The organism is Mesorhizobium sp. B2-4-13, from assembly GCF_006658535.1.
GTDB classification, from domain to species: Bacteria; Pseudomonadota; Alphaproteobacteria; order Rhizobiales; family Rhizobiaceae; genus Mesorhizobium; species Mesorhizobium australicum.
The window spans coordinates 185,506-202,057 of the sequence record NZ_VFVB01000012.1 but is presented as its reverse complement, the minus strand read 5'-3'; the positions used below and the strand labels follow the sequence as shown (position 1 = coordinate 202,057).

At 60.7% G+C, this 16,552-nt stretch carries 18 protein-coding genes; 10 read left to right on the top strand and 8 right to left on the bottom strand.

Features of this window, described 5'->3' with window-relative positions:
- The first annotated feature begins 772 nt into the window (after positions 1-772).
- Positions 773-1,492, top strand: coding sequence for a Crp/Fnr family transcriptional regulator (locus FJ936_RS27090; protein WP_140793947.1), 720 nt, complete (start codon positions 773-775; stop codon positions 1,490-1,492).
- A 26-nt stretch (positions 1,493-1,518) separates the two neighbouring features.
- Here FJ936_RS27090 and FJ936_RS27085 read toward each other — a convergent pair whose 3' ends face one another.
- Positions 1,519-1,887, bottom strand: a complete 369-nt coding sequence (locus FJ936_RS27085) for a hypothetical protein (RefSeq protein WP_141907179.1) — start codon at positions 1,885-1,887, stop codon at positions 1,519-1,521.
- A 512-nt stretch (positions 1,888-2,399) separates the two neighbouring features.
- On the opposite strand from FJ936_RS27085, the gene FJ936_RS31210 reads away from it, so the two are divergent.
- The 3 genes from FJ936_RS31210 (at position 2,400) to FJ936_RS27070 (ending at position 3,507) form a co-directional block, all read left to right on the top strand.
- The gene (locus FJ936_RS31210; RefSeq protein WP_281405758.1) at positions 2,400-2,534 is read left to right on the top strand and encodes a hypothetical protein; all 135 of its coding nucleotides are present in this window, start codon (positions 2,400-2,402) and stop codon (positions 2,532-2,534) included.
- A gap of 191 nt (positions 2,535-2,725) precedes the next feature.
- Entirely contained in the window at positions 2,726-3,142 is a 417-nt protein-coding gene (locus FJ936_RS27075; RefSeq protein WP_140793941.1) for a hypothetical protein, read from the top strand.
- Positions 3,133-3,507 carry a hypothetical protein gene (locus FJ936_RS27070; RefSeq protein ID WP_141907178.1) on the top strand — a complete coding sequence of 125 codons (375 nt, stop codon included), beginning with the start codon at positions 3,133-3,135 and terminating at the stop codon, positions 3,505-3,507. Before FJ936_RS27075 ends, FJ936_RS27070 begins: the two co-directional genes overlap by 10 nt.
- 218 nt (positions 3,508-3,725) lie before the next feature.
- Here FJ936_RS27070 and FJ936_RS27065 read toward each other — a convergent pair whose 3' ends face one another.
- From FJ936_RS27065 to FJ936_RS27035, 7 genes are all read right to left on the bottom strand, one after another.
- A complete protein-coding gene (locus tag FJ936_RS27065; RefSeq protein ID WP_141907177.1) occupies positions 3,726-5,042 on the bottom strand; it encodes an ArgE/DapE family deacylase in 1,317 nt (438 codons plus the stop codon).
- Positions 5,042-6,001: an ABC transporter permease gene (locus FJ936_RS27060; RefSeq protein ID WP_140793935.1), complete on the bottom strand. Its 960-nt coding sequence runs from the start codon at positions 5,999-6,001 to the stop codon at positions 5,042-5,044. Before FJ936_RS27060 ends, FJ936_RS27065 begins: the two co-directional genes overlap by 1 nt.
- Entirely contained in the window at positions 5,998-6,945 is a 948-nt protein-coding gene (locus FJ936_RS27055) for an ABC transporter permease (protein ID WP_141907176.1), read from the bottom strand. Before FJ936_RS27055 ends, FJ936_RS27060 begins: the two co-directional genes overlap by 4 nt.
- Positions 6,946-6,990: 45 nt before the next feature.
- Positions 6,991-7,977, bottom strand: coding sequence for an autoinducer 2 ABC transporter substrate-binding protein (locus tag FJ936_RS27050; RefSeq protein ID WP_140793931.1), 987 nt, complete (start codon positions 7,975-7,977; stop codon positions 6,991-6,993).
- A gap of 31 nt (positions 7,978-8,008) precedes the next feature.
- Positions 8,009-8,779 carry an ATP-binding cassette domain-containing protein gene (locus tag FJ936_RS27045; protein WP_140793929.1) on the bottom strand — a complete coding sequence of 257 codons (771 nt, stop codon included), beginning with the start codon at positions 8,777-8,779 and terminating at the stop codon, positions 8,009-8,011.
- 28 nt (positions 8,780-8,807) lie between these two features.
- Positions 8,808-9,584 (bottom strand): glutamine amidotransferase, encoded by a 777-nt coding sequence (locus FJ936_RS27040; RefSeq protein ID WP_140793927.1) that lies wholly within the window; start codon positions 9,582-9,584, stop codon positions 8,808-8,810.
- A 68-nt stretch (positions 9,585-9,652) separates the two neighbouring features.
- A complete protein-coding gene (locus FJ936_RS27035) occupies positions 9,653-10,831 on the bottom strand; it encodes a PfkB family carbohydrate kinase (RefSeq protein WP_141907175.1) in 1,179 nt (392 codons plus the stop codon).
- A 27-nt stretch (positions 10,832-10,858) separates the two neighbouring features.
- Between FJ936_RS27035 and FJ936_RS30615 the strand changes: the two genes are divergently transcribed.
- The 6 genes from FJ936_RS30615 (at position 10,859) to FJ936_RS27010 (ending at position 16,547) form a co-directional block, all read left to right on the top strand.
- Positions 10,859-11,155 (top strand): hypothetical protein, encoded by a 297-nt coding sequence (locus FJ936_RS30615; protein WP_181763172.1) that lies wholly within the window; start codon positions 10,859-10,861, stop codon positions 11,153-11,155.
- Positions 11,152-12,039, top strand: coding sequence for an SDR family oxidoreductase (locus FJ936_RS27030; protein WP_348643174.1), 888 nt, complete (start codon positions 11,152-11,154; stop codon positions 12,037-12,039). The genes FJ936_RS30615 and FJ936_RS27030 overlap by 4 nt, the downstream gene beginning before the upstream one ends.
- Entirely contained in the window at positions 12,039-12,833 is a 795-nt protein-coding gene (locus FJ936_RS27025; protein WP_141907173.1) for a FadR/GntR family transcriptional regulator, read from the top strand. Before FJ936_RS27030 ends, FJ936_RS27025 begins: the two co-directional genes overlap by 1 nt.
- Before the next feature lie 80 nt (positions 12,834-12,913).
- On the top strand, positions 12,914-13,918 hold the full coding sequence (locus FJ936_RS27020; protein ID WP_246680547.1) for a substrate-binding domain-containing protein: 1,005 nt from the start codon (positions 12,914-12,916) through the stop codon (positions 13,916-13,918).
- 207 nt (positions 13,919-14,125) lie between these two features.
- Entirely contained in the window at positions 14,126-15,556 is a 1,431-nt protein-coding gene (locus FJ936_RS27015; RefSeq protein ID WP_348643173.1) for a sugar ABC transporter ATP-binding protein, read from the top strand.
- Positions 15,549-16,547, top strand: a complete 999-nt coding sequence (locus FJ936_RS27010; RefSeq protein WP_141907171.1) for an ABC transporter permease — start codon at positions 15,549-15,551, stop codon at positions 16,545-16,547. Before FJ936_RS27015 ends, FJ936_RS27010 begins: the two co-directional genes overlap by 8 nt.
- Positions 16,548-16,552 lie beyond the last annotated feature (5 nt).

The window sequence follows — 16,552 nt, the reverse complement described above, 5'->3', positions numbered from 1 at the left end:
AAACGGTCCAGAAGTTCCTTCTCAATAGCCATGCGATGATTCTCCTTTCCATCATCATGGCCTCACGCACAAGATTCTTGACAGTCCCGTGTCCCGCCGATCAAAGAGACCAGCTCCGATACCGATCTCTCACCATCCATCAGATGAACCAGGATCAGCAACCGCTTGCGGAAGCCCAGCGTTGCGAGTAGCCGCGAGGCAGCGGAGAGCTGCCTTAGGGAAGGCCGGCCCTTAGCTCGCGGGCGCCTGCGAAGGTTGGAATCATCTTTGATTTCAGCCATACGCTGTCTCACGTAGGTACTCAAATCCACCTCGCCGCGGCTAAACACGCTAAAGCCCGCCACTGAGGGAACGGTGGCGGGCTTCGTTTGAAAGCTGTCCGAACAACTCTCGGGCGCCTCTGTCCGGGGGGCGCTGGGAAGTCAACTAGAGCCGCTACAATCGGTTCCCGCCGCAAGGAAAAATCAGTAGCGGGGCAAGTGCAGGAGTGCGCTGGAATCAACCAGCATGGGTCAACGGGTGAACGCCTGGGTGGGTTGCGCGCAGGCCTGGTCAGCGAACTTAGGGGGCGGCGCTGTAACGCTGCGCCAGGCTCGATAACGCCACAGCTATATGACTCCAACCGTAAGTTCCGCACACGACGGGCTGGAATGTCTCAATCGTACACGAGCGGATTTCTGATTTCGTAGCGCGTATACAGCAGTATCGTTTGATACGTTTTGGGCGCGGACGACTGGGAGAACGCGTGCTCTTGCCCCCTTGGAGCAGAGCGATGCACGAGCAGGTCGAGCGAAGCAGAAGTTGGCTTCTGCAACGGATAAATCAGGCTGACTTCGAGCTAATAGAGCCGCATCTCGAAAGCGTTCGCCTGGATCTGCGCGCGTCTTTGGAAAAAGCCGGCGAAAAGATCCAATTTGTCTACTTTGTTGAAAGTGGGCTAGCCTCGGTCGTCGCGAGCACCGGGGAAGGCTACGACGCCGAAGTTGGAGTGATCGGCTTCGAAGGCATGACCGGGTCGGCTTTGATCATGGGTGATCATCAGGCCACGCACGACTGCTTTGTGCAAATGACGTGCGAGGGGCTGAGGATGGATGCGGCGGCGTTCGTGACCGTATTGAGCCAAAGCAACACGCTTCGGACATTCCTCCTGCGATATGTTCTCGCCCTTCATGTCCAGACGACTTACACCGCCCTAATCAATGTGCGCTGCACGATTGACGAAAGACTGGCAAGATGGCTGCTGATGTGTGCGGACCGCGTCATTGGCAACCGGCTGGCGATCACGCATGCTTTCCTTTCGATCATGCTTGGGGTGAGGCGCCCGGGCGTGACGCTGGCGCTCCAGGTGCTAGAGGGGCAGGGGCTGATTCAAGCCCGACGAGGAGAGGTCACAATACGGGATCGAGCGGGGCTAGTGGCTTTGGCGGGCCGCAGCTACGGTCTGCCAGAGGCCGAGTACCGCCGACTGGTCACAGAGTTAGCTCCCGCCTGAGATTTCCGGTGCGGACCAACAGCGCCTTACTTCCTGACGATCCAGTCCAACAAGCCGGCATCAACACGCTCGCACCAGGTAAACTCGTAAACGATGCTCCTGGCTACGTTGCGCCATTCACGCTCCGGTGTCTTCGTCTCCATAACGAAATCCTGAAAGACCTTGCGGAGAATGTCTGCATCGAACGCGGACACGCGATGCTCCTCGACCTCTCTGGTCCCCTCGTCAATCTTCCGCTGGCGCAACCGCTTTAGAAGATCGCGTGACGCAGCAACTGCCCGCCGGGACTGGTCCAGATCACGACGAAGCGAAGCGATGTCACTTATAGAGCGGTGGCGCGAGACAAAGGTGGCGTCGATCATCGCCCGCGCAATGTCTGTATGACTTTCAATCATAGCTACCTCCCAATAGCTAAGACTTTAAGTACCTCTATTTGAAGCGGGTCCCCAAGCAATTCAATGTCGATTTCATACCAAGGAAGCGCCTGGCGTTCAGCCTGATCGGGCTGAAATTGGCGCCAAAGGCTCTATATCCGGGTGATTGTACGCAATCCTAGCCGTATCCGCTGGCCTTCCGCAAAGGACAGCGCGAATGATTCCAGTTCAAATGATCGGGTAAGCTCTTGGGCGTTTTCGGTGACGCGAACGAGCCATTCGCCAGAGACTTCCGCCAACTCTACACGAGCCGACACATTGCGGAACGGAACCACGTTATCCATCGCATGCCTCGCTAGAAAGCAATGGGGAACGTTGATTTTTATAAGACCACCTAAATAGTTAGATCAAGTGCTATTTTGCGTTCGATTCCTACCAAGGAAGCGCGCCATGACCCGGTAGTTCTAAGCCGCCTGGCTTTGCCCAACCACCGGACGCGGCTCGCCAGTATCCCCAGCGTGAAACGTGCCGGTATGATGGCATCGGCGATCAGCCTGATCGGGCTGAAATTGCCGGCAAAGACCAAGCGCACCCGGCGGCCGGTCTTATCCTCCATCTTGATCCCCCAGGCCGCCGATCTGCACCGCCTGGCCGATCCGAACCGATAACGTCAGCATCGAAACCCCCGTTCGTGCCTATTGCGCCAAATAGCGTTCCTGATCGTCGGCCGACAGCTTGCCCGAAGCTGTCTGGAACGCCAGCGATGGCGGGATCTTGCGCTCGCGGCAGGTTTGGGCGTCGGCTTTGGCGTTGGCTCCTTCACGCCGAGCGCCTCACGCATCGTCTTGCTGAGCGCTGCATGGGCGCTGCCACCGTCGAGGCGGCAAACGCCGCCGCCGCTGCAGCGGCCGCGCCGAAACCAGGTGACGCCCCGGCGCCGAAGTCAGCGCCCGCAGCTGCTCAGCCGGCGGCCGCTGCTGCGCCGGCGTTCCCGGTCTACAAGGCTCCGGCGGACGCGCAGGCCAAGATCGCCGATTTCGACACCAAGCTCGATGATCTGGCGAAGAAGTTCGACGACGGCGAGCTCCCAGCCTCGGAATATCGTGCGCAGTCCAAGCCCCTCGAGACCGGCAAACAGCATCTGCGCGAGCAGGTGATGAAGGCCTCGATGTCGGCCGACTCCGTGGTGACGAGGATGAGGACGAGCCCTTGTACTCGCGCTACGAAAGCTGGCGCAACCTTCTGTGGGATAGCTCTGCCACGGAAATGGATCTGAAGGACGCGCGTTACGTGTTCCGCTCGAAGTGGGTCGATCTCGACATCGCCTGCTCCATCTTCAAGAACCGGAAGGCCATCCTCGAGCGGTCCGCGTCCGAATCCGTCGACTACCAGTCGATTGACCAATATGGCGACCAGGCCATGGATCAGCAGGAGCTCTCGCTCGAGCTCAACGGTGCGTCAACCACGAGCGATCGATTGACGGTTATCATCGCCGGCGCGTTCGGATCACCAAGGCATGGATCACCATCCCGACGAATTGCGACAAGACGTCGGGCGGCACCTTCACCGGCGAGATCTACGACGGGGTCGCCGACTTCTTCGGTCTACTTCCACGCGCCCTCGAGCGAGAGTCGCTTATAGATAGAGTAAAGATTTTCTTAGGTAATGTCTTCGAAGGCAGACGCTCAGCTGAGGCTTCGTGTTACCGAATGACATGGGGATTAACGCTGCGCATTTCACTTTGAGTTGCGCCGGCAGTATCAAGAAACAAACGCTTCAAGACAATCCACCCGAGATGGCGGGCCAAAAAGGTGAGCCTTAATCTTAGGTGACCATAGCCACAGGTCCGCATAGTTTCGCTAGCGGCACCATTCCTCAACAGCGATAGCGATCGCCTTTGTGCAGTCGATGAGGTCGCGCACCGCTACGCGCTCATTTGGTTGATGCGCTTGCGCGGGATCGCCGGGACCGAAGTTGACGGTCGGCGTATTACCGAGGCTGGTGGGCAGCCCAATATCGCTGTGTGCGCCAAAGCCACTGAGCGCTGGCGACAGATTGGCGACCTTCACGGCCTGCTGGAATACGCCGACGAACAGACTGTCCGAAGGGACTTCGGCGCAGTCGGCGTCAAGGATCCATTCGACGCGGGCAGGGTGTAGACGCAAGTATGGGTCCGCCTGGCAGACATTGGCAATATGCTCTTCGATCTCGCGCTTGACCTTGCCGCCCAGCCTGAACTCGTCGTGCTCGCTCGGCAGATATTGCGCATCGATGATGATCTCGCCGCGACCAGCTATCGACGAAGGGTGCTCGCCGGCGTTGATCTGGGTGACGATGATCTGGTTGGGCAGGTCCATCAGTGGATGGTTCTTCTTCGGATCGAACATCCAGCGCCGGTTGAGGATGTCGATGCCGTCGAGGATCTGCCGGCAAAGCTGCACGGCATCGACCGGGCCGCTCGAATACCACGCGTTGGGCGTGAGTTCCGCATGGCCGCCTATACCGTCGATGATGATCTTGCCCCACAAAATGCCGTGGCAGAGCGGCGCGATCCTGTTCGCCGTCGGTTCGGTCATAATGCCGGCATCGGCGCGAAAGCCGCGATCGACCATCGCGAGCGATCCCATACCGCCGATTTCTTCATCGACGACAGTGGTGAAGACGATATCCCCGGAAAGGCCGACATTCAGCTCCTTGAGGATCTCGAGCGCCATCAGCATGCAGGCGACGCCGCCCTTCATGTCGACCGTGCCGCGGCCGTGCAGGAAGCCGTCCTGCAGCACAGGCTGGAACGGGTCGGTCGTCCAGTGTCCAGCCGCACCAGGCGGGACGACGTCGATATGGCCGGTAAGCATGATGGAGCGCCCCCCGCCTGTGCCCTTCAGCACGCCGCCGAGATTGGGCCGGCCATCAAAGGTTCTGCCCTTGTTGGCGCCGGCGCGTCCCTCGTATTTTTCGTAGAGCGCCGGGCCATCCGGTTCCCAAAGATCGGTCGTAAAGCCGAGCGCCTCGATGCGCTTTTGCAGGTAGAGCTGGCAATCCCGTTCGCCCGGGCCGGCCTCCTTCGGTTCCGACTTAACGATCGAGGGGAAGGCGACGAGATTACTCAGCGTCTCGACGATGCGATCGGCCGCTGCCTCGACACGCGCGGCGATGGTCTCTTGCATGGAAGGCATTATGATCTCCAACGTTGGGAAAGCCGGTCGGCTAGCAGGACCAGCACCAGAAGGGCGCCGACAATTCCCACCTGCCAAACCGTGTTGATGTTCAATTGCAGAAGGCCAGTCTTCAGCGTGACCAGCAACAGCACGGCCGCGAACACGCCGCCAACGCCGCCCCGTCCGCCGGTGATGGCGATGCCTCCCAGCATGGCGGCCGTGAGCGATTCGAGTTCCAGGTTCTGACCGATATTGGGTCTACCGCTGCCGAGCCAGGCGAGTGAAACAAGACCGGCGGCACCAGCCAGCGCGCCGCTCAACACATAGAGGATGAAGCGCACGCGCTCTACAGGAATGCCGACCAGCCTGGCCGAGCGTTCATTGAAGCCCATCGCGTAGATCCAGCGCCCCCAGGCCGTCACCATCAGTACGAGGCCCGCCAGCGCGAAGCATGGAATGGCAAGGGTGAGGAAGGGCACGGGAATGCCCGCCACGACACCGCGCCCCCACAGGAGCAGCCAGGCGGGCACGCCAGACTGGGCTGCGCCGCCGCTGACGGCAAGCGCCACGCCAGAATACACGAAGAATGTTCCGAGCGTGCCGATGAAGGGCAACAGCGCCAAGCTGTTCACCAGCAATCCGTTGAGGGCGCCGAGTAGCGCACCGGCCAGGATGCAGACGGCTGGCAGCAAGACCGGTGGCAACCCCAGTTTGAGCGACAGCATGGCGATGATGGCTGACAGCGAAACTGCGCCGCCGACCGACAGGTCTATGCCGGTTCCGCCAGCGAGGATGACCAGACCCTGGCCGAGGCCGACCAGGGCCAGGATGGTCGAGAACTGGAGGACGTTGGTAACTGTACTGAGATTGAAGACGGAAGGCTTCAGCGCCAGCAGGCCGACAATCACGATCAGCCAGAGCGTGCACAGAAGCGCGAGGGTAAGGGCCGGGCCTTGCAGGTTCCGGAGCGTTTTCATGTGCGGGCCCGCTGGAACCGGGCCAGAGGAAGTTGGTTGGACACAGCTTCGAAGCCAAGCACGCCAATGATGAGAGCGCCGGTGACGACGGGCTGCCAGAGCGAAGGAACCCCGACCAGGAGTAGGCCGTTCTGGAGGATTCTGAGCAACAGCACGCCAAGCACGGTGCCGATGAGGCTGCACCGGCCGCCTAATATGCTCGTGCCGCCGAGAATGACCGCGGCAATAGAATCCAGCGCCAATGTGCTGCCGATCGACATTTCCACGTTGCGGTAGGTCGCGACATAGAACGTCGCTGCGATGCCGGTCAGCACGCCGCTGATGACAAAGGTCACGAAGCAGACCTTGGTCACTGGGATTCCCGAAAGCCGTGCCTTTTCCTCCGAATTGCCGATCGCCAGCAGGTGCAACCCATAGGGCGTTCGCCGCAGCGCCAGCCAGACCACGAGATAGGCAACGGCGATCACCAGGGCAGGGACGGGAACCCCAAGCACTGTCGCCGCGAGCAGATCGGTGAGGCTGGAGGGCAGGCCGGAAAGCCATTGTCCGCCAAGCAGGGCGAACACGGCCGTGCGGTAGACGCCGAGCAGGCCAAGCGTTCCGACGATCGCCGGAACGCGGCCGACGACGACAACGGCAGCCGTCACACATCCCAGCAACGCGCCGACCGAGGGCCCGGCAATTAGCGCCAGGAATGGCGTGCCTCCAGCGCCGAGGATGCGGCCGATGGCGATGGCCGCGAGACCCATGACAATGCCGATGGACACATCGATGCCGCCCATCGCGAGCAGCAAAGTCATGCCGAGGCCGATCAGCAGAAGCTCAACGGCGTTGCGCAGGACAGTGACTGCGTTGCCTAAGGTGGCGTAGTGCGGCGATGCGACAGAGAAGATGACGATCGCCAGCAAACAGGCAACAAGCAGAGACCACTCCCGCCCGTTCATGGAGAAGACACCAATTCCATCTGCCGCACCGCGTTCACGTTGGGCTCAGAAGTTGAACTTGTCGACATTGTCCTTGGTGAAGATAGCCGGCGGCCCGAGTAGCAGGATGCCTTTCGTCGCGTCATAGGTGGCGGGCTTCTCCAGGCCGGCAATCTTGTTTTCGGCCTCGAAACTCTTGCCGTCGATCAGCTGCTTGCCGGCCCAGACGGTCAGATAGCCGAGCTGTTCGGGGTCCCACAGCACGGTGAAGCCGAAGGCGCCGCTCTTCAGATAGGAGCGGGCGGTGTTAGGGCTGCAGTAACCCGTGCCGATCACAGAGCCGATCTTGCCGGCGGTTTCAATGGCCTGGGCAACACCCGGGCAGGTCGAGGACGCAACGGCGATGATGGCCTTGATATCGGGGTTGGCGGCCATGAGATCGCCTGAGATCTGCGCGGCGCGCTCAGCCGTGCCTCCGGCATACTGCGGTTCGAGCAACTTCAGCTTCGGATATTTGGCGGTAGCTTCCTTCTGCATGAAGCCGATCCAGGCGTTGAGGTTGGACGCCGTTGCCTCGCCGGAGACGATGCCGATTGTGGCGTCCTCCCCGACGCGCTTGACGAGTTCGTCGATGATTGTGGTGCCAAGCCCCTCGTCGGTCGCCTGCGCCACATAGACTGCGCGCCCGCTGTCGGGCGCATCGCTGTCACTGGTGAATAGCTTGATGCCCTTCGCCTTGGCGCTCTCGACTACGGGCGCGATGCTCGAGGCATCAAGCACACTGACTGAGATCGCTTCGACGCCCTGGTCGATCATATTCTGCACGATCTGCAACTGGTCGACCGGATTGGTGTCGACCGGGCCTGAGTAGACGAAATCAACGCCCAGATCTTTGGCGGCGCGATTGCCGCCGGCTTCCATGGCGTTGAAATAGGGAATGCCGATTAGTTGCGGGACGAAGGCGATCCTTTTCTTGTCCGCCGCATGCGCTCCCGTGACAACGGCGAGTGACAGCACGGAGACAGCTAGCGCCTTTTTGAATGGTGAAAGCATTGTCTTGATCCTCTCTGGAATGACGTGCGTTTCAGTTTGTTTTTTCGAGCGCCCGCACGTCGGGATGGGCGCCTGTTATGAGCGAAACGACTTCTTCGTGGTTGGTTTCGGTGGCCATCCGTTCGGCCACTTTTCGGCCGCGCCGGAACACCACGATCCGGTCGGCAACCTCGAAGACTTCGGAAATGTTGTGGCTTATGAGGACAACGGCGCAGCCGCGCGCGGCAAGCCGCCGTGTCAGCGCCAGCACCTTGCGGGTCTCTGCGACGGCAAGGGCGGCCGTCGGCTCATCCATTATGACCAGTTTGGCGTTGAGATTAAGAGCCCGGCAGATGGCAACGGCCTGGCGCTGACCGCCTGACAGGCTGCCGACAGGGGCTTCAGGGTCCGTGATATGGGCGTCGAGTTCCTGCAGAAGACCGTCGACGCGCTGGCGCATTTCCCTTCGCCTCAGAAAGGGAATGCCCAAAATGGAGCGTTTCAATTCTCGTCCGAGAAAGACGTTTTCTGCGATCGACAGGTTCTCCGAAAGCGCAAGTTCCTGGAAGATCGTTGCGATGCCGGATGAGGCTGCATCCTTGGGCGAAAAGAACGCGACGGCGTTGCCCTCGATGAGAAGCTCGCCGTCGCTCGGCGGATGGGCGCCCGCCAGAATCTTGATGAAGGTCGATTTGCCCGCGCCATTGTCGCCAAGCAGCGCAAGCACCTCGCCGGGCCGAATTTCCAGGTCGACATTGGCAAGCGCTGTCAGAGCGCCGAATCGCTTGGCGATGTTCCGGGCGACAAGAAAGGGTGGTGTCATGGCGGTTCCTCCCGCGGTTGCGGATTGGCTACACGGCCTTGCTGATCCAGCGCAGCACGTTGGTCCAAAGGCTGGTGTAGCCGGGCCACTCTACGAAGCTGTTCGGCAGCCAGTGCGGCCCGATGTCTGATGTCCAGACCAGCGTGCGGCCTTGGCCATGACGCCCGGTGACAAGCAGTGGATGGCCGCCTTGGTCCTGCGGAAGCCGCGCCAGGACCTCGACATCCGCGCGATCACGAGCGACAACTTCGTTGGCGCCGAGCAGGATCGGCCACTCGCCCTCAATGCCGGCAAAGATTGGATGATCCCTGGGGCCGGTAATCTCAGGCCGGAAGCCCTCCGGGATTTCGAGCCGGTCGTCATTGGGGAGGCAGGTCACCGGCAGTGCATGTTCAACAGCGGTGCGATGCCAGCGGGCCTTGCCGTCGATGCCCTGGAAGCTAAAATAGCCGCCGATCATGATTAGACCGCCGCCGCCTTGCGTCCAGTCGCGCAAGAGCTTGAGCCGATTGGGTACTGTCTTGCCGTGCAGCCAGACATCGGGATGCAGCAGCAGCGAGTTGGCGCCGATATCGGAGAGCACGATCGCCTTGTAGTGCGACAGGCCGTCCATGGTGAAAGGCAATTGTTCTACGGCTTCGTGCGCCGGCATGTATTCAAGATCGAACTCAGTTTCCTTCAGGGCGTTGACCAGCGGCGTCGCGCCGAGATGGAAGGTAACGCTGCCGAATTGGTCGAAGCCCTTGTAGTGGGTGGCCGAACTCATCCAGCTCTCGCCGACCAAAAGGACTTTCGTTTTCGCCATGACCATGTTCTCCCGATATTGCCTTGTTGGTCGCCTGCCGGATGCTTTGGACCCGGTAAGGCATTGAGCTAACTTGCCATCACGACATTTGCCGAAGCGGTGGCCTTCAATGTCGCGAAGTCGGCGATGTAGCCTTGCGCACCCTCGACGGTTGTCGTCAGGCTCGCGCCGATCGCTGCGTAGCGGGCTGCTGTTTCCAGCGATGCGCCATGCAGCCACAGACTGAGGAAGATGCCTGCGAAGCTGTCGCCTGCACCGGTCGCATCCACCCGGTTGACGGTTAGTGCCGGCACTTCGATTTGCGGCCCGCCGGTTGCCGGGAAGACGACCGCGCCGAATTCGCCGAGGGTAAGCACGACCGTGCCACGCGGCTTGATGCGTGACAGCATCTGCCGCACTTCGTCGATCATGGTCGCCATGCGCGTGCCAAATGCGTAGATCTCGCGGATCATCACATCGTTGATGAAGGTCAGGTCGATCTGTTTGACCATCTGGGCAAAGACTTCCGGTTTGCGCGCGCTTCTCGGCAGGCCGGCCGAATGCAGGCTCACCTTCCAGCCGGCCTGATGAAAACGGGCGATGGAGGCAGTCATCGTCTCATAATGGAAGCCTTCGATATGCAGGCAGGCCGGGCGCTGCTCGGGTTGGACATCGAGGTTGGCTGTCAGGTCGACCTCGCCGAGTTCGAATGGTTCGCTGATAATGGTCCGGCTGCCGTTGCGCTCGATGATGACGATCGCCTGCGAGAGACGGTTGTTGGGCGTGCTGCGGATTGGCAGGGCGTGGACACCCAGTTTGGAAAGCTCGACCATCGCCCAGTCGCTCTCCGCGTCCTGGCCGACCGCTGTCGCCAGTTCCACGTCAAGTTCATAGGGTGAGCCGACGCCGGCTGCGGCAACCGCAAGATTGGCCGCGGGACCGCCCAATGCTTTTTCGATGTGGCTTGCCGTGATCCGGTCGTCGCGATGCGGGAGCACCTCGATTCGGCATAGGAAGTCGATGCTCACTCGTCCCGCAACCAGAAGCCTGGGCAAATGGTCGACATTCTTCACTCGTTGCGCCGCTCGGCCGGGCAGGGAACGCGCAAAGGAACTAGGCCTGTACATCAAGGCGGCAACAGCCTTTTCGATACGATCTCGTGTGCCGTCCTTGAGGGCTGCGGTCCCGTTGATGAAATTCGAAACCGTGCCGATGGAAACGCCGGCGGTTCGTGCGACATCCGCTATGGTGGGGCGCTTGCGTAGCATAGCCTAGCTCCTATTGAAGCGTTTCAAATGCTAGCAACGGAATCGCGCCACCTCAACGAAATCATTTTCCAAAGAATCAAGGCATGCCGTCGCAGATTGGAATCCATATTCGAAAACGGTGCGAATCCTGATGGCGCCATTCCAACATTGAATGATTTTCAATTCAGGAAGAAGAAGCGAGCCATGCTGGTCGGAATGGTCCAGAAGAACCAACGCAACCCTTCGATGATTTGCATTCGAACGGTCGATTGTTTACCGCAGCATCGCAACTTCCGCCCACCAGACCGAACTCGTTTTGCCGGAGGAGCAAGGAATGCGAAATGAAAAAGTGGACAGACCACTTCGATCTCGCTATTTCTTACCTGGCGATAGCTGGAGGAAATATGGAAGGCTTGGCGGGTAGAGTCGCGTTGATCACCGGCGCCGGCAGGGGTATCGGCAAATTGGCTGCAATGCGGCTTGCCGGAGGCGGCGCAAGGGTTGCGTTGGTCTCGCGAAGCATGGACCAGCTCAACGATACACTGGAGCACATTGAAGCTAGGGGCGGATCCGGCATTGCCATCCCCGGCGATGTGGCATCCGCCGAGTCCGTCGCCTCGATCAAAAGTGAGGTCGAAGGCCGCCTCGGACCGCCATCGATCCTGATCAACGCGGCCGGCATCTTTGGCCCTATCCAGTTGGTCTGGAAAACCGATCCGGCGGCCTGGATCAACACGGTGATGATCAACACGGTCGGCCCTTACCTGACCAGCCGCGCCTTCGTCGAAGCAATGGTTCGCCAGCGCTGGGGGCGCATCGTCAATATCACCTCCGCCGCAGCGCTGCATGAGCCGGGGCCGATCAACAGCGCCTATGGCACCAGCAAGGCCGCGCTCAATCAGTTCACCCGCCATCTCGCCGCCGAGCTCGAAGGCACTGGGGTAACGGCGAATGTGATCCATCCGGGCGACGTCAAGACGGAGATGTGGGCCGATATCCGCGACGGCGTATCGGATCTCGGACCTGTCGCCGAACGCTATCGCGAGTGGGCGGCGTGGGTTGAGCGGACCGGTGGCGACGATCCCGAAAAGGCGAGCGAGCTCATCGAAAGACTGATGGGTGAAAACGCCGCCCACATAAACGGGCGATTTCTCTGGATCAAAAACGGGCTACAACTGCCCATACCGAGCTGGGGCGAATTCAAGCCCGCAGAGGCGTGGGAAAGCTGATGACACAAGGTCCCAACAGGCCGTCGAAGCGGGGAGAAGCGAAGCTCCATCCGATTGCCGAGACCTTTCAGTCGGGCAATACGGGCGTTGCCCAATCTGTCGTCAACCGCATCCTTGACCTGGTCCGGACCGGAATGTTGCGCTCCGGAGACCGGCTGCCGTCGGAGCGCGAGTTGATCGAAATCCTTCGCATCAGCAGGCCAAGCCTGCGTGAGGCGATCCGGGCGCTGTCGACGCTAGGCGTGGTGGACACCCGGCATGGCGGCGGCGCCTATATCACCAGCCTCGATGCGCGAACCCTGCTTGCGCCGCTCGATTTCTTCCTGTCGTTGACGCCGTCGAACCTGGCGGATGTCTTCGAAAGCCGCCGCATCATCGAAATCGAGATCGCGCGCAAGGCGGCAGTCAATCCTAGCGATACCGATGTCGAGGCGCTCAACGGCATGCTGGTCGCGCATGAGAACGTATTGGCTGACCCTGTTGGTTTCAGAATTCTCGACGCGCAGTTTCATGGCAGGCTTTGGCAGATGTCCGGCAACACGGTTCTCGATCGCATAGCCTACGGGCTCTACAACATGGGGCTCGATGTGCGCCGCCGCGCCACCGAGGACATTGCCCTCATCCGCCGCAGCCTTGGCGAACATAGAAGGATCGTTCGCGCCATTGCCGATCACGACGCCATAGGCGCGGCTGAGGCCATGTCGGCGCATCTCGACCATATCGAGGAAAGCACTCGCGCGATGATCGAGTCCGACGTCGCCGCACTCTCACGAATATCTGCGCTGCGACGCTGACTCGAACACGCGGCGCTTGCGTTTGAAGGTGACTCAAGTTAAAAGTGGTCTGTCCACTTTGGAATGGGAGGAAACTTTCCATGCGCGACATTTCCCGCCGCACGTTCATGAAGAGCGCGACGGCTTTAGGCGTGATAACAGCTCTGGCACCTGCCGCGGCCCGGGCAGCCAGCGAACCAGCCAAGATAGGCATCGTAGGCAAGGTAAAGATCCCGTGGTTCGACAACGTCGAAAAAGGCGTGCTCAAGGCTGGCAAGGATCTTGGCGTCGACGCGTCGATCATCAATCCGACGACTGATGATCCCGCCGAGCAGGTGCGGGCCATTGAGGATCTGATCGCCAAGAAGGTAGACGTGATCGGCGTTGTGCCGAATGACGGAAAGGCGCTCGAGCCCGTCCTCAAGCGGGCGCAGGATGCTGGCATCAAGGTCATCATGAATGAATCGCCCGGCCAGAAGCACGCCGACTGGGATATTGAACTCATCCAGGACAAGGCTTTTGGCGAGGCGCACCTCGAAGCCTTTGCCGAGGCGATCGGCGGCGAGGGCAAGTATGTCGTCTTCGTCGGCGGTCTGACTGTGGTGCAGCACAATCTGTGGGCTGATTTCGCGCTCAAGCTTCAGAAGCAGAAATATCCCAAGATGCAGCAGGTAGGCGACCGCTTCGGTGTCTCGAACAGCGTCGACGACAGTTACAAGACCGCCATGGACCAGATGCAGGCAAATCCCGATTTGAAGGGGTTCCTGATCTTCGGTGCAAACGGGCCGATCGGCGCGGGCAATGCCGTCAGCGACCGCGACCAGATAGGCAAGGTCATCGTCGTCGGGCCATTCATCCCGAGCCAGGGCCAGAAGCTGATGAAGTCCGGCGCCATCACCCGCGGCTTCCTTTGGAACCCAGTCGATTCAGGCTATGCAATGGTCGCGCTCGGCAACACGGTCGCGGCCGGCACGGAGATCAAGAACGGCGTCGACATCCCGGGCATGGGCCCCTGTGAGGTCGACGCCTTGAGCCATGTCATCCGGGCCAACAAGCAGATCGACCTTAACCCGAAGACCATCGATGAATGGGCCAAGGTGATCTGACCAGACAGATGTCGGAGCGGACCCACGGTATCCGATGGGCAGTCGGCAAGATCCCAGTCCAGTCGGGGATGGGACGTTGTGTTCGCTTGCCTTTCGAGAATCCGGCGGCGGATAAAAGCAGGTCAGCTGATGAATAGCCCTTCCGCCGGCGACGCAAGCCTCCTCACATTGTCCAGGATCAGCAAGCAATTTGGCGGGACGCGGGCATTGGACGCGATCGATTGGTCGATCGCGGCCGGCGAAGTGCACTGCCTGGTCGGCGAGAATGGCTCCGGCAAGTCCACCTTGATCAAGATCCTCTCTGGCGTCCACGCGCCTGATGCCGGCGGCTCGATCACCGTCGACGGGACAGCCCATGCCCGGCTGACGCCGCAGCAAGCGAGAGCGCTCGGCATCCAGGTGATCTTCCAGGACCTGTCACTGTTTCCGAACCTCACGGTCGAGGAGAACATCGGCATCGGGTTGGAATTGTCAGCCCCCCTGAAGCTGCCGCCCCGGGCCGAAATGCACAAAGTCGCCAAGGCAGCGCTGGAGCGCCTGGATACTCAACTTCCCCTCGATCTGCGGGTCGGCAGGCTGTCGGTCGCGCAGCGGCAGATCGTGGCGATATGCCGGGGCATCGCTTCCAACGCGCGCGTCTTGTTCATGGATGAGCCGACCGCCTCGCTGACGCGCCACGAGGTCGACCTGCTGCTGGCCACCGTCCGCAGGCTGAAGGCGCAGGGCATCAGCATCGTTTTCGTCAGCCACCGGCTGGAAGAGGTCACCGAAATCGCCGAGCGTGTCACCGTGCTGCGCGATGGGAAGAAGGTCGGCACCTTTCCCGCCCGCGAGATCGACGACAACCGCATCGCCGAGCTGATGACCGGCGAAAGCCTGGAGAACAAGGTTTCGGCGCGCCCCGTCAACGAAAGAAAGCCGGTGCTCGAAGTAAGGGGCGCGACCCGTGTCGGGGAATTTGAGGACGTGTCCTTCACTATCCGCGAAGGTGAGATCCTCGGCCTGATCGGCCTTCTTGGCGCCGGCCGGACCGAACTGGCGCTCTCGCTTTTCGGCATGACCAAACTCGATCGCGGCGAGATCCTGGTCGGTGGACATCCCGTTCGCGTGCGCTCCAATAAGGCGGCGATATCGGCAGGCATTGCTTATGCCTCGGAAGACCGGCTCGCACTGGGGGTGAACCTGCGCCAATCGATAGCCGACAACATCGCGATCACCGTGCTGAAATCGCTCAGTGACCGGTTCGGCATGGTGCCGTTCGGTCGCCGGGCAGCCTTGGCGAAGTCATGGGTCGAGCAATTGAAGATTCGCGCCGCAAGCGTGGAGGCCGCCAGCCAGACGCTGTCGGGTGGCAACCAGCAGCGCGTCGTTCTTGCCAAATGGCTGGCAACCAACCCGAAGGTGCTCATTCTCGACGGCCCGACAATCGGCGTGGACATTCGCAACAAGGCCGGCATCCACTCGCTGATCAGGTCGCTTGCGCGGGAAGGAATGAGCATCCTGCTGATCTCGGACGAGGTGCCGGAAGTGTATTTCAATAGTGACCGCGTACTTCACATGCGACAGGGCCGCATCGTCGGCGAGTTCTTGCCCGGCTCGGTCGCCGAAGCCCGGCTCTCGGAGGCGGTGCATGCCTAGACTGCTTTCGACCATTTTCGGGCAGCCCGAATGCGCCCTTGGCTCAGCCATCATCGTGACGGCCATTATTCTCACAGCGTCGTCTTCCCACTTCCTGACGGCGTCGAACCTTGTGAACCTCGTCGAGGCTTATTCGGTGATAGCGATCCTGGCCGCCGGCGTGTTCGTCGTCCTGGTCTGCGGCGGCATTGACATTTCGTTCACGGCCACGGCGGCGGCCGCCCAATATCTGGCAGCGACGCTCGCCACCGCCTACGAAATGCCGGTCATTCCGACGCTGGTGATCGCGGCAGCCTTTGGTACCGCACTTGGCGCGCTGAACGCGGTTCTCGCGCATTTTCTGCGCGTCGGCTCGATCATCATCACTATCGCGACATCGAGCATCTACTACGCGCTCCTGATCTACATCACCGATGCGCATGAGATCTACAATCTGCCCGACTGGTGGGCCGAACCCATCGTTGTCTTCCGGACAGTCCTTGCCTCGGGCGACGTGGTCAAGATCGGCCTACCCACCCTCGTCATGCTGGCGGTGGTGCTGCTCACGCACTTTCTGATGAAGCACACACGGCTCGGCCGGCAGGTTTACGCCTTTGGCGGCAACCCGGAAGCGGCAAGCCGCATTGGAATCAACGTGCTCGGCGTCCAGCTCTTTGCCTATGGCTACCTTGGCTTTCTCGCGGCGGTCGGCGGGTTCATCCAGGCCTATCGCGTTCACCAGGCTGTTCCGACCGCAATGGCCGGGCAGGAGCTCAATGTGCTTGCCGTAGCCATCCTCGGCGGCGCCAGCCTCGTCGGCGGAAAGGGATCGATGGCCGGTGTCCTGCTTGGCGTGCTCTTCCTGGCCATGTTGCAGAACGGGCTCAATCTTCTCGGTATTTCCTCTTATTTCTTCGGCGTCGTCACCGGCCTGGCGATCCTGGTCTCAATCGTGATGACCGGATACGCTGAAAAGCGTTCCACTCGACGGCAACGTGTCCAGGTAGGTTGAGGGAA